The sequence below is a fragment of the uncultured Psychromonas sp. genome, from assembly GCF_947489755.1.
Lineage (GTDB): Bacteria > Pseudomonadota > Gammaproteobacteria > Enterobacterales > Psychromonadaceae > Psychromonas.
The window spans coordinates 14,511-27,551 of sequence record NZ_CANLFB010000028.1 but is presented as its reverse complement, the minus strand read 5'-3'; the positions used below and the strand labels follow the sequence as shown (position 1 = coordinate 27,551).

The following is a 13,041-nucleotide window of genomic DNA, read 5'->3' as shown; positions in this document are numbered from 1 at the left end:
TTTTGACATATTCAAAAGCGTGAAATTAATATTTAAATTACGTATAATCTATATTTTTTGTACAGGCACTGTACGCCTAAATACATTTTTTATACGAGTTGAGAAAATAGCGATGGTTGTTAAAGCATTAATCTTCATGTTCAGTTTTTTATTGTTAAGCGGTTGTTCTACAAATTCTATCGGTCCTATTGACGCTGGAGAAGACAGTTACCTTATTAGTAAAGAGCAAACTGTTTTTTCAGATAAAGAAGATAAATTATTAGCCTCTATTCTTTCTCAAGCAAATGAATATTGCTTAGAGAAAAATCGTTTTATGGAAGTGAAACATCTCAACGAATATACTGGTTTCTTTGGTAATGATACTAAGACGACATTAGTTTTTGCATGCTTAAGTCAAAAAGAAAAGGAGTATGAACAACTTGCTCCTGTTGTTATCGTAACGCCACCGACACCTGCTGTTAAAGTACCTAAATCTGTCGCTCCAGTGATTGTGAAAGAGCCTGAATTTCCACCAAGTAAGCTGACTAATTACGCTTTTTAAATGTGATCATTTAGTCTTAAATACTTATTAATTGATTATGATGAGTGGATTTATTTAAGGGATACGTTACCTTCATGAATTCACTTTAATGGTTTATCTATAATGGCGAAGTAGCCTTGCTAAAGGCAATGCCTAGATAATTTTTTTGCTGAGTACTTCTTCGCTTATTATTTCTGTAATCTTTTATTCACTATTACTTTCGCTAAATGCCATCCAAATGAATAAAAGCCACAAACTCACTTCTTTGCTTACTTCTACTTTACAGTGAGACAATTAAAATTATTGCATGTAAACCTTAATGATAATTACTACCTTAAATAATATTTAAAATTTTAGCGTTAGCGATGATCATTTATGCGCTAAATCCTTATTTTATTGTTAATTATGCTATCATCTTCGTCTATTTTATCTTCAAAATACCATTACTGAATTAGAGCGCTCTACACATGATCCCAAACTTAAACCACCAAGAGAATATCAAGCAAGATACTTTTGCGTTTATCAAAGCATTAAGCGAAAGTGATTATTCAGGTGAAATAGCAAAAAGTTATGCAAGCCGTTTAGCCGTTGCAACAGATAACAGTGTTTATCAATGTTTACCACAAGCGGTTATTTACCCTAAATCGACAGAAGATATTATTGTCATTTGTCAGCTTGCTCAGTTGCCTGAATTTATTGATATTCGTTTCTCCCCTCGTGGTGGTGGTACAGGTACTAATGGCCAATCTCTGACCAATGATATTGTGCTAGATTTATCGAAACACATGAACAATATTCTTGAAATTAATACGGCGGAAGGTTGGGTTCGTGTTCAAACCGGTGTGGTTAAAGATCAATTAAATGATTATTTAAAGCCGCATGGTCTGTTCTTTTCTCCTGATTTATCGACAAGTAACCGTGCAACTATTGGTGGCATGATCAGTAATGATGCATCAGGGCAAGGGTCGTTACTTTACGGTAAAACAAGTGATCATGTTCTTGCATTAACCTCGGTATTAATCGATGGTAGTTTGTTAGAGACAAAGCCTCTATTACCCGTTGATTTGATAGAACAAGTTGAGCGTGATGACGCTATTGGTGCAATCTACCGTCAAGTTGTTGATACTTGTGAGAGCCAACAACAAAATATTGAAGATACTTTTCCTAAATTAAATCGTTTTCTAACCGGTTATGATTTAAAGCATGTGTATGATCAAAGTACAGGCATTGTCGATTTAACGCGTATTTTATGTGGTGCTGAAGGCTCGTTAGCCTTTATCACTGAAGCGACGTTACACGTTCAAAAAATTCCAACGTATCGTACTTTGTTCAATATTAAATATGATAGTTTTCAATCGGCTTTACAAAATGCCCCTTTTTTAGTTGAAGCGAATGCATTATCCGTTGAAACAGTCGATTCCACAGTATTAAATCTAGCGAAGCAAGATATCGTTTGGCATAGCGTAAAAGATTTAATTAGTGATGTGCCTGGGCAAGTACTAGACGGCATTAATATCGTTGAATTTGCAGAAGCGGATGAAACGATTCAACAACAAAAAATCGATGCATTAATTATCATGCTAGATGGTTTGATCAATAATAAACAAGCAGGTGTTATTGGTTATCAAATTTGCAGTGATTTAAGCGATATTAACAAAATTTATGGTATGCGTAAAAAAGCAGTGGGTTTATTAGGTAAAGCAGATAGTCGTGCAAAACCGATCGCTTTTGCTGAAGATACCTGTGTTCCACCTGAAAATTTAGCACAATATATTATTGAATTCCGCCAGTTGTTAGATGATAAAGGCTTACATTACGGTATGTTTGGTCATGTTGATGCAGGTGTTTTACATGTACGTCCTGCATTAGACCTATGTGATCCTGAACAAGAAAAACTGATGCGTGAAGTATCAGACAAAGTCGTCGCTTTAACCGCTAAGTATAAGGGGTTGATGTGGGGCGAGCATGGTAAAGGTTTCCGTAGTGAATATGGCCCTGATTTTTTCGGTGACGTTTTATTCAATGAATTAAGAAAAATTAAAGCGGCGTTTGACCCAAAAAACCGTGTTAATCCAGGCAAAATTTGTACTCCAATCGATTCAACGGATCAGTTAGTGAGTGTTGATGCGGTTAAGCGTGGCACCTTTGACCGACAAATCCCAATAAAGATACGTGAAAGTTACAAACAGGCCGTTGATTGTAATGGTAATGGTTTGTGCTTTAACTATGATACTAAATCACCAATGTGCCCGTCTGTTAAAGTCACTCGGGATCGTGTTCATTCACCCAAAGGGCGTGCTGGCTTAATGCGTGAATGGTTACGTCAATTAGCGAATAACGATATTGATGTTCTACAATTAGAAAGTGATTTGTACGCAGGCAAAAATGCGAGTATTTTTACTAAATTCAAAAATACGCTAGCTAAACGTAATGGCGAATATGACTTCTCACATGAAGTGATGGAAGCCATGCAAGGTTGTTTAGCTTGTAAAGCTTGTAGTAGTCAATGTCCTGTACAAGTTGATGTACCTACGTTTAGATCTCGGTTTATTCATTTATACCATGACCGTTATTTACGCCCGGTAAAAGATTACTTTGTCGCTTATGTTGAACAATACGCTCCAATAATGGGAACAATGCCACGCTTTTTTAACTTCTTTACTGGGTTGAAAGTGACGTCTGTTTTGACTGAAAAAATAGTCGGTATGGTGGATATTCCGCAGCTTTCATCTCCAACACTAAAATCAACATTGAAAGACAATGATATTACAGAGTTTGATTTAGAAAAGTTACAAGCATTAACGGCTGAACAACGTGAGCAGTATGTATTGATCGTACAAGACCCATTCACTACTTATTATGATGCAGACGTAGTACGTGACTTGATATTAACGATTAAAAAGTTAGGTTATAAGCCAGTTGTTTTACCCTTCAAACCTAATGGCAAGCCACAGCATATTAAAGGCTTCTTAAGTAAGTTTGCTAAAACGGCTAATGACTCAGCTGAATTTTTGAATCAAATGGCAGCGTTAGATATTGCTATGGTTGGGACAGATCCTGCGATGGTATTATGTTATCGTGATGAATATAAGCTAGCGTTAGGTGAAAAACGTGGTCAGTTTACTGTTCAACTATTTCAAGAGTGGTTAACACCGCGATTATCAGGCGAGCATAAAAAATCTGAAAATGCAGACTTCTTCTTATTAGGACACTGTACTGAAAAAACGGCTGAGCCTACTTCGGCAAATGACTGGTCATCTATTTTCAAGCATTTTGGTGGCTCATTATCTGAAGTCGCAGTGGGATGTTGTGGCATGGCTGGAACCTATGGTCATGATGCTGGTAAGCTTACTGAGTCAAAAGCGATTTATAGTTTGAGTTGGGAAGCTGAAATAGCAAAACGTGATAGAGCACAATGTGTTGCGACGGGATACTCTTGTCGTAGCCAGGTGAAACGTATTGAGGGTGAAACACTGAAGCACCCAGTACAAGCATTATTAACTTTATTGTAATGAGCTAAAATAGTATTGATGCTTAAAATTAATAGGACTTGCTATGAGTATTTGGAAAAAAAGTACTAACTTAGGTCATTTAAATGCAATCAGTGAAAATACTATTATTGCACTGTTAGGCATCGAATATATTAAGGTCGGTGATAATTTTATTCAAGGCACGATGCCTGTGGATCAAAGGACACATCAACCTCATGGATTATTACATGGCGGCGCATCAGTTGTTTTAGCTGAAACACTCGGTAGTGTTGCTGCAAATTTAGCGGTAGCAGACGATAAAGTCTGTGTTGGGTTAGAAGTGAACGCTAACCATATTAGAAGTATTAAGAAAGGTACAGTAACGGGAACAGCAACCGCAGTGCATATTGGTTATAGTACGCAAGTTTGGCAGATAGAAATCTGTAATGAGCGTCAGCAATTAGTGTGTACTTCAAGATTAACGGTTGCCGTTATCGATAAGCCTAAGCAATAAAAAACTAAACACTAAAATCTTCATATTATGAGGATTATTTAAAAAGAGAGAATTATGATTAAAGTAGGCACTTATAACGAACTTAAGATCGTTAAAGAAGTGGATTTTGGACTCTATTTAGACGGAGGACAAAATTTTGGAGAGGTATTATTACCAAAGCGTTATGTGACTGATGAAATGAATATTGGTGACAGCATTACCGTCTTTTTATATTTCGATTCTGAAGACCGTTTAATTGCAACGACACAAAAAGCAAAAGCGATTGCTGGTGAATTTACTTCGTTAAAAGTAATTGATACTAACCGTGCGGGTGCGTTTTTAGATTGGGGATTACCAAAAGATTTATTGGTGCCATTTAATCAACAAAAAGTCGCAATGAAAACAGGCTTTGGTTATGTCGTTTATGTCTATCAAGATGATATTAGTGAGCGTTTACTTGCTTCATCTAAATTAGATCGATTTTTAGATAAAGTACCTGCTGAATATAAAGTCGGTGAAAAAGTTGATTTACTCATTGCAGATCGTACTGATATTGGCTTTAAAGCGATTATTAACCATAAACACTGGGGCGTTATTTTTGAAAATGATGTCTTTGGTGACCTTGGAATTGGTAAAAAGTGTAAAGGTTATATTAGACGTATTCGTGAAGATGGAAAAATTGATTTAAGCTTAACGCAAACAGGTTATGCGAAAATGGATGGTTTAGCTGATCGTATTTTATTAACGCTTAGACAACATGATGGATTTTTACCGTTATCAGATAAAAGCACACCAGATCAAATTGCTAAAATTCTAAAAATGAGCAAAGGTAATTTTAAAAAAGCCATTGGCCAATTATACAAAAATGGCGATATCGTGATTGCAGATAAAGGTATTACGATCACTAATAAGTAATAAAACTTAATAGTGACCATTTTGATTTAAAAGCGCTTCGGCGCTTTTTTGTTATCAGATACGATTTTTATCTGAACCTAAGTAATGATGAAACTTCCATATTCTCTTTTACTAACGTGATTATTCACATAAGTGAACCTTCACGCTAGTCTGCATTAGCTAATTTAAGAATAAATAGATCGTTCACATAAAACTGATCTGCACTACTGGTTTCCCACCATTGTTGCCAAGGTTCTGGAATATTTAAATTATTGATTAAAGCATTAGACGCAAGTGGCTTGGTAATACTTTCCATTGAAACTTGACCCCCGCAAGGGGTGCGTTTTTTGATCATCTGAGGCGTCAACTTCGCTGCCGTATCTAACCCCATACTACCGATTAACTCAAAAAAGCTCGTTAATGTATTATGATGAAAGTTTTTAACACGTTCGCTTTTAACTTGGATATCTAATGCTTTTGAGCGAGCTTGATCTTGCGTTGCAATCCCCGTCGGACAAAGGTTGGTATTGCAATGTCTTGATTGAATACAGCCTAATGCCATCATCATTGTTCTAGCCGCGTTCACAACATCGGCACCCGCTGCAATTTTGGTTAATATATCAAAACTAGAGGCGGTTTTTCCTGCTGCAATAATTTTAACTTTATGACGTAACCCCACGCCAATTAGAGCGTTGTTAACAATATGGATACCCTCTAAACACATTAATCCTAAACGATTTGAAAACTCTAATGGCGCGGCTCCTGTGCCACCTTCGGCACCATCAACGGTAATGAAGTCAGGTGTTATGCCGGTTTCAACCATTGCCTTACAGATACTTAAAAACTCTGCGGGATTACCAATACAAAGTTTAAATCCAACAGGTTTACCGCCGCTTAACTCTCGAAGTTGTTGTACAAATGCGAGTAGTTCTTTTGGCGTTGTACATTCAGGGTTCACTGCTGGTGAAATACAATCTCGGTCTTTTGATACATGTCTAATACGTGCAATTTCATCTGTAATTTTGGCTTTTGGTAACACGCCACCATGACCAGGTTTAGCACCTTGAGATAACTTTATTTCTATCATTTTTATTTGTGGTAATTCTGCTGTTTTTTTAAAGCTAACTGGATTAAAACGACCATTATCATCGCGGCAACCGAAAAGGCCTGTGCCTATTTGCCACACTAAATCACCACCATGTTTCAAATGGTAAGGGCTTGCTGCACCTTCGCCTGTATTATGAAAACAACCGGCTTTTTTGGCGCCTAAATTAAGGGCTTCAATGGCATTAGGGCTTAATGCGCCAAAGCTCATCGCAGATATATTTAAATAAGAGGCAGAGTAGGGCTGTTGGCAGTTTTGTTCTCCTATCAATACACGCTGAGTTTGATGTGTTAGATGTATTGGCGATAGAGAGTGCCATAAGCTTAAATAATTATTCTCCATTAAGTCTCGTTGTGTACCAAAAGCAATGGTGTCACGTTCGTTTTTAGCGCGTTGATATACCAAAGAACGTTGCTCTCGGCTAAAAGGCATTTCTTCTGTATTGTTAGCAATAAAGTACTGTTGAATTTCGACTCGATAAGACTCAAGAAAATAACGTAAGTAAGCAACAACAGGGTAAAGACGATTCAAAGTATGGCGGCTATAAAATAAATCATAAAAACCAACGATCGTAAAAGCTAATGTAGATATTAATAATATGATGCTTAATATACTTGGGTTATGCACATAAAAGTAAACCGCTGAAAAATTACCTAATATGGCAATTAACCAAACAGCTCTCTGCATGATAGTCATAAAGTCTTCCTATATATTTTTGTTATTGTGTTTTTTGAATGCTAAAAGGAGAGAGTAGCAACTTGTGTCAGTATTTCCATTATATGGAATAGGAAGTTGGCTTTCCGACACAATTACTAGTATTTCTTTTTTTAAATGAAATTTTTTAATAAGTACCTTTTAATAAGCTCCTTTTAAGAAGCCTTCAAAACTTCTGATGTGCATTCCGCTCCACTAGGGAACGGCACTCTTTTGGTATTTATATAAAGTAATTTAACTGATCACTAACCAAACTGCGACCAGCATCATCATAGAACCTGCAATTCGGTTTAACAATTTAACACTACTTTGCTGTTGTAAGAGATGGCGTAATGTTTTGCCACCTGTTGCATAAATTAACATACACGTTAGCTCGAAGCACAATATCACTGCAATTAACTGTGTTGCTTGGGGTAATAGTGCGTTATCGGCATTAATAAAAGGCGGCAGTAGTGAAATCATAAATGCCCAGCCTTTAGGGTTAGCAATCGCCGTAATAAAGCCTTGGCTAATTAATGCGGTACGTTTGACTGAGTCTTGATTTACTGGTGTGGCTGGGATGGCCATTTTTCCACGAGATCGCCACATTTGTATACCGAGGTATAATAAATACGCTCCACCTGCATATTTTAAGAATAAAAATAGATTAGGGCGAGCGAGCAGTAAAGTCGCGACACCAATTAGTGCTGATAAAGCGACTAAACCAACACCGACTAATTCTCCAAGCATCATCCATAAACTACGTCGAATACCAATGGTCATGCCTAATGTCATTGCTAAGGTCATACACATACCCGGTGTAATGGACACAGCAAAAAAAGTGGGAATAAATAGCAATAATAAGTTGTGATCCATAAGATTCTCATGTCGATTATATTGGGGATGTTGTAAATCATTATAATGATAAATAGATGATTAAATACTAATTTCTTCGTCTAAACAATATTTTGGTATGAAGGTATATTCTATTCACTAAACTAAAGGCATCATTACTCTCAATGTATTGTTATCTTACTTTTTATTTTCATAATTAACCTGAAAGTTAGGCGTTATACTTAATTTTTAATTATTTATATGAAAAATTTATAATTTCTTAAGCTACTTTGATTTTAATCTCATTATCTCTTGAATTTCCACTTATTATTCGAATCTAGGTAGCTTAAAGTGTGCAACCCATTTTTTGTGGGATGATGGCTGAAATGTTTTATTTATCGGAGTGAATGATATGGTTGAGTTAAGCTCAATAAATTGGGTTGAATGGTTTGGTTATTGTGCTTCTTTAGTTGTATTGATTTCATTAACAATGAGTTCAATTATTAAATTACGCTTAATTAATTTTATAGGTTGTTTATTATTCGCTGCTTTTGCTTATTTTATTAACTCATGGCCTACGATGGTCATGAATCTTGGTATTGCTGTTATTAATGTCTATTTCTTATATAAGATTTATTCAACAAAAGAAGAGTTTAAAATTGTATCAACCTCTATTGATTCGGAATATCTTCGACATTTTATTAGTCATGATGAAGTAGAAATAACAAAACAAATTTCATTAGATCAGTTGTATCAAGCTAATCGTGTTTTTTATATGTTGCGTGATGACAGTATTGCTGGTGTATTGATTGGTGATTTAAATGAGAATGGTTGTTTCGATATCTATTTGGATTATGTTGTACCAAAATTTCGTGACTATAAGTTAGGTACTTATTACTTTAAAACCAATCAGCATTTTTTACAGCAAAGAGGTGTGAGGGTTTTAAAAGCGGTTGCTAATCATTATACGCATCGTGATTATTTAATTAAAATGGGATTCACTGTAGATGAAGGGAAAGAATTACATTTTTCAAAAAGATTACAAGTTTAACGCCATTAACATATCACTTCAAAAGAAGTGTTATGTATTGAATGAGTGAGTTAACTCACTCATTCATATTGATAACATGAATTTCTAACAATACTTTCTACTATTATTCATCTTGTAGTGCTTTTAGACGAATATCATCACGTCGGAATTCTGCCATTTTGGCACTATAGCGAGCTTGGTCTAGTTTTTTTTCTGTATAAGCTAATGCACTACTCATTTTTTCTGATGCTTCTTTAAATCGACCTAATAATGCTAAATACTCAGCTCTCATTGCAAACTCTTTCGCTTTCTCATGCATTCTTTTATATAGGTCAATCGCTAATAAATGCCCTAGAATATGATCTGGGTGAGATCGTAAAAAATATTCTATTTTCTTATCGGCCAATGCATATTGTTTATCTTGTTTTAATGCAACGACTAAGTTTAATAAAATAACTTCATTCCCAGGGAAGCGTTTTTCATAAGCCGTTAGTGAGTCAATTGCTTGTTGTGTTTTCTTTGTCGATAATGAAATGTCTGCTGCAAAATCAATAAAAAACAAATTATTAGGATCATCTTTAATTAATTGGTCGTTAATCTTTTCTGCTTTTTCAAACTCATCGTTTTTAAAATAAGCTAATGCTAAGCCATATTGCGCTGCTTCTTTGAATTGATATTTATTATTTTGTAATTGGCTTTGATATTTTCCAATTAGTGTTTGAGCGGATAAACGATAAAACCTGACTGTAATACGTGCTTTACTGAGATAGTATTCAAGACTGTTCTTTACATTGCCTTTTTTCAATTGGCTTGCACGTAAACGTGCTTCTGAAAGGCGCGCTTCAGGTAAAGGATGGGTGGATAACATTGTTGGTGGTAAGCTTGTATACTTGTACTTTTCTGCTAATTTACCGAAAAAATTGGCCATGCCATAAGGATCAAAGCCTGCATTGGCTAAGGTTTGTATGCCAATACGGTCAGCTTCATATTCATGTGAGCGAGTATAGTTAATTTGGTTTTGTATATTAACGGCGACTGTTGTTGATAAGGCGGCTAATCCTGCAGCGGGAGAGACAAGTGTTAATAGTATTGAACCCGCTAATGCAGCCATAGAAGCAGGATTGCTGAGAGATTGTTGTTCTAACATTCTCGCTAAATGACGTTGTGTAATATGAGCGACTTCATGTGCAATGACACTGGCAAGTTCACTTTCACTTGCTGCGTATAGAAATAAACCCGTATGAATTTTCACATTGCCGCCTAAAAACGCTGCGGCATTAATATCTTCATCTTCGACTAAAAAGAATTTAAAAGGTAATTTTACTGAATCTGCATGGCTGACAATGTCTTGTCCAAGATCTGTAATATAATGATTTAATACCGGATCTCGGATAATAGGTAACGCTTGATTAGCCATCATATTAAATGCCCAACCATATTGTTTTTCTTTTTCAATGGTCAATGCACCAGCACCTACTGTGCCAATTTCAGGTAAATCATTGCTAGCAAAACTAACGGGAGATAGGCTAGATAAGAATAAATATGCTGTAAATAGCTTTAATTTATAACGCATTACTAACTCCAAGTGAATGATTAGCCTAATATGATCTAAATAAGACCATCAAAGTAAGTTACTTCAAATTACGTAAAAATATGTCAGAGAGATCAAAATAAAACACGTTTAAATCATACTGCTTAAACGATCAATTCAGTATTCATGTTTAATTGTACTAGTAAGCTGACATTGAATAACGAGCATAGCATTTCCTGCTCCGATTTTGTTGCGAAATACGGTTGTTTTTATTACGCTATAGTGAACTATTCAATTAAAGGAAATGCTATAATTCAATTATTTATCACCTCTTTAAGCACAATAAGATAGTATCTATGCAAAGTTTAGATTTACGCCAAATACGTTGTCCATTAGCACTCGTTTTATTAAAACAGCAATTACTTGGCTTAGATAATGGAACCCATCTCGAGGTGTTATTTTCTAACCAAGTCGCAATACAAGATATTCGCTTGTATTTGGATAAAAAAAACTATTGCTATCGCTGTAATCAAAATACATTATTGATTACCTTAGATAATCAATAAGCTTAGATATTACTTATATAAAAAATATCGAGATAAAAAAGAACTTTAGCTGCCTAAAGTAAATTGTTGTTTATAAGTGTTTCTGGCCTATAAAACGACCACTGTGCACCAATAGAAGGATTAATCTTCAATGTTTATGCAACTATTTCAATGGTATAAGACACGTTTTTCAGACCCTAATTTAAGTGTTTTGTTCCTACTTTTGTTATTTTCTTTTATTGTTATTTATCTTTTTGGCAATATTTTAGCCCCGTTATTTGTTGCCATTGTATTAGCTTATTTACTCGATTGGCCGGTAACTTATTTAATGCGTTTTAAAATAAATAGAACGTTTGCTACATTAATTGTGATGTTGTTATTTATCTCTATTTCTATTTTTGCTTTCCTAGGCGTATTACCTACCATCTTCAAGCAAGCGGCTTCTTTTATCCGTGACTTGCCTACGATGCTAAATCAAGGTCAAGCTTATATTCTGACTTTGCCTGCCCATTATCCAGAAGCGATTGATCCGGTAACGATTACCCACATCATCGGCACGATAAAAAGTTATTTAGTCGACAGTGGTGGTTTTTTATTGTCTCAATCTTTTGCCTCTTTACTGAATATTGCCGCGTTATTAGTGTATGCGGTATTAGTGCCATTAATGATGGTTTTTATGCTCAAAGACAAAAACCAATTAATCGCAAGTATGACTCGTTTTTTACCACAGAATCGAAAGTTAGCAGCACAAGTTTGGTCAGAAATGAACGGTCAAATTATGAATTATATTCGAGGTAAAATAACGGAGATCTTAATTGTCGGGTTTGCTACTTACTTCACTTTCTTTTTTATGGATTTACGTTATTCCGCTTTACTAGCAGTGCTGGTTGGATTATCGGTGCTTATTCCTTATATTGGAGCAGCAGCAGTGACGGTCCCTGTTGCTGTTGTCGCGCTATTCCAATGGGGGATCTCGCCTGAGTTTGCTTATTTGATGATTGCTTACGGTATCATTCAAACACTTGATGGTAACTTAATCGTGCCTATTTTATTTTCTGAAGCCGTTAATTTACACCCCGTCGTGATTATTATTTCAGTATTGATTTTTGGTGGGTTATGGGGGTTTTGGGGCGTATTTTTTGCCATCCCATTAGCAACGTTGGTTAAAGCGGTCTTAAATGCATTGCCTTCGGTACCGTCTGAATCAGATGAAATAGAACTTATTGAAAAATAGTACCTTTTATTAAAATAATAGTAATAAAAAATAAAGAAATTTAACTTTCAGCCGTTAAAGCAATTAGCTATTAAGTAAAGTTGATCTTGAAATGTTGTATTATCACTTTAAATATTAAATGACAGGAATAAATCTTATGTTAGAAATCGGTAGCTTAGCACCCAACTTCACCTTGCCAGACGAAAATAACTCAGCTGTTACATTAAGTGATTATCTTGGTAAAAAAGTATTGGTTTATTTTTACCCAAGAGCCTCAACTCCAGGCTGTACAACACAAGCTTGTGCTTTAAGAGATAGTAAAGAAGCGCTAGCTGCGTTAAATGTTGTGGTACTAGGGATCAGTCCTGATACCCCTAAAAAATTGACTAACTTTATTAACAAACAAGCACTTAATTTTACTTTACTCGGCGATGAAGATCACAGCGTTTGTGAAAGCTATGGTGTTTGGCAGTTAAAGAAATTTATGGGTAAAGAGAATATGGGCGTAGTGAGAACTTCTTTCTTAATTGATGAGAAGGGCAACCTAGAACATATTTTTAATAAATTTAAAACCAAAGATCATCATGAAGTTGTCCTTAACTATTTACAATCGGAAGATTAAATTTATAGTTAAAATCTGCAATAGACCGCCTCAATGATCGATGAATTAAGAATGGGATATTGCAGCTAGTTTCTTTAGGAGGTTAATATCG

At 35.4% G+C, this 13,041-nt stretch carries 11 protein-coding genes; 8 read left to right on the top strand and 3 right to left on the bottom strand.

Translation table 11 applies throughout. The annotated features are described in order from the left end of the window. Positions 1 to 136 precede the first annotated feature (136 nt). The 4 genes from Q0794_RS14345 to Q0794_RS14330 all read left to right on the top strand — a co-directional run bounded on the left by Q0794_RS14345 (position 137) and on the right by Q0794_RS14330 (position 5,398). On the top strand, positions 137 to 541 hold the full coding sequence (locus Q0794_RS14345; protein WP_298943020.1) for a hypothetical protein: 405 nt from the start codon (positions 137 to 139) through the stop codon (positions 539 to 541). 446 nt (positions 542 to 987) lie between these two features. Continuing rightward, positions 988 to 4,032 carry an FAD-binding and (Fe-S)-binding domain-containing protein gene (locus Q0794_RS14340; RefSeq protein ID WP_298943019.1) on the top strand — a complete coding sequence of 1,015 codons (3,045 nt, stop codon included), beginning with the start codon at positions 988 to 990 and terminating at the stop codon, positions 4,030 to 4,032. Between the two features lie 43 nt (positions 4,033 to 4,075). After that, positions 4,076 to 4,504 (top strand): hotdog fold thioesterase, encoded by a 429-nt coding sequence (locus tag Q0794_RS14335; protein ID WP_298943018.1) that lies wholly within the window; start codon positions 4,076 to 4,078, stop codon positions 4,502 to 4,504. 54 nt (positions 4,505 to 4,558) lie between these two features. After that, positions 4,559 to 5,398 (top strand): S1-like domain-containing RNA-binding protein, encoded by an 840-nt coding sequence (locus tag Q0794_RS14330; RefSeq protein WP_298943017.1) that lies wholly within the window; start codon positions 4,559 to 4,561, stop codon positions 5,396 to 5,398. 145 nt (positions 5,399 to 5,543) lie between these two features. Here Q0794_RS14330 and Q0794_RS14325 read toward each other — a convergent pair whose 3' ends face one another. Then, positions 5,544 to 7,178, bottom strand: a complete 1,635-nt coding sequence (locus Q0794_RS14325; protein WP_298943016.1) for an FMN-binding glutamate synthase family protein — start codon at positions 7,176 to 7,178, stop codon at positions 5,544 to 5,546. A 252-nt stretch (positions 7,179 to 7,430) separates the two neighbouring features. Continuing rightward, a complete protein-coding gene (locus Q0794_RS14320; RefSeq protein WP_298943015.1) occupies positions 7,431 to 8,051 on the bottom strand; it encodes a LysE family translocator in 621 nt (206 codons plus the stop codon). Between the two features lie 370 nt (positions 8,052 to 8,421). On the opposite strand from Q0794_RS14320, the gene Q0794_RS14315 reads away from it, so the two are divergent. Beyond that, a complete protein-coding gene (locus tag Q0794_RS14315; RefSeq protein ID WP_298943013.1) occupies positions 8,422 to 9,060 on the top strand; it encodes a hypothetical protein in 639 nt (212 codons plus the stop codon). Positions 9,061 to 9,163: 103 nt separating this feature from the next. Here Q0794_RS14315 and Q0794_RS14310 read toward each other — a convergent pair whose 3' ends face one another. Continuing rightward, positions 9,164 to 10,612, bottom strand: coding sequence for a M48 family metalloprotease (locus Q0794_RS14310; protein ID WP_298943012.1), 1,449 nt, complete (start codon positions 10,610 to 10,612; stop codon positions 9,164 to 9,166). 314 nt (positions 10,613 to 10,926) lie between these two features. Here Q0794_RS14310 and Q0794_RS14305 point away from each other — a divergent pair, with 314 nt between their 5' ends. From Q0794_RS14305 to bcp, 3 genes are all read left to right on the top strand, one after another. Continuing rightward, entirely contained in the window at positions 10,927 to 11,136 is a 210-nt protein-coding gene (locus Q0794_RS14305) for a sulfurtransferase TusA family protein (RefSeq protein WP_298943011.1), read from the top strand. 130 nt (positions 11,137 to 11,266) lie between these two features. After that, a complete protein-coding gene (locus tag Q0794_RS14300) occupies positions 11,267 to 12,349 on the top strand; it encodes an AI-2E family transporter (RefSeq protein WP_298943010.1) in 1,083 nt (360 codons plus the stop codon). 136 nt (positions 12,350 to 12,485) lie between these two features. Continuing rightward, positions 12,486 to 12,950: a thioredoxin-dependent thiol peroxidase gene (gene bcp, locus Q0794_RS14295; protein WP_298943009.1), complete on the top strand. Its 465-nt coding sequence runs from the start codon at positions 12,486 to 12,488 to the stop codon at positions 12,948 to 12,950. Positions 12,951 to 13,041 lie beyond the last annotated feature (91 nt).

Bases quoted from the DNA above. Each gene is read 5' to 3' on its own strand.
- Q0794_RS14320 (WP_298943015.1), bottom strand. From the start codon at position 8,051: ATGGATCACAACTTATTATTGCTATTTATTCCCACTTTTTTTGCTGTG.
- Q0794_RS14330 (WP_298943017.1), top strand. From the start codon at position 4,559: ATGATTAAAGTAGGCACTTATAACGAACTTAAGATCGTTAAAGAAGTG.
- Q0794_RS14335 (WP_298943018.1), top strand. From the start codon at position 4,076: ATGAGTATTTGGAAAAAAAGTACTAACTTAGGTCATTTAAATGCAATC.
- bcp (WP_298943009.1), top strand. From the start codon at position 12,486: ATGTTAGAAATCGGTAGCTTAGCACCCAACTTCACCTTGCCAGACGAA.
- Q0794_RS14325 (WP_298943016.1), bottom strand. From the start codon at position 7,178: ATGACTATCATGCAGAGAGCTGTTTGGTTAATTGCCATATTAGGTAAT.
- Q0794_RS14345 (WP_298943020.1), top strand. From the start codon at position 137: ATGTTCAGTTTTTTATTGTTAAGCGGTTGTTCTACAAATTCTATCGGT.
- Q0794_RS14300 (WP_298943010.1), top strand. From the start codon at position 11,267: ATGTTTATGCAACTATTTCAATGGTATAAGACACGTTTTTCAGACCCT.
- Q0794_RS14310 (WP_298943012.1), bottom strand. From the start codon at position 10,612: ATGCGTTATAAATTAAAGCTATTTACAGCATATTTATTCTTATCTAGC.
- Q0794_RS14305 (WP_298943011.1), top strand. From the start codon at position 10,927: ATGCAAAGTTTAGATTTACGCCAAATACGTTGTCCATTAGCACTCGTT.
- Q0794_RS14340 (WP_298943019.1), top strand. From the start codon at position 988: ATGATCCCAAACTTAAACCACCAAGAGAATATCAAGCAAGATACTTTT.
- Q0794_RS14315 (WP_298943013.1), top strand. From the start codon at position 8,422: ATGGTTGAGTTAAGCTCAATAAATTGGGTTGAATGGTTTGGTTATTGT.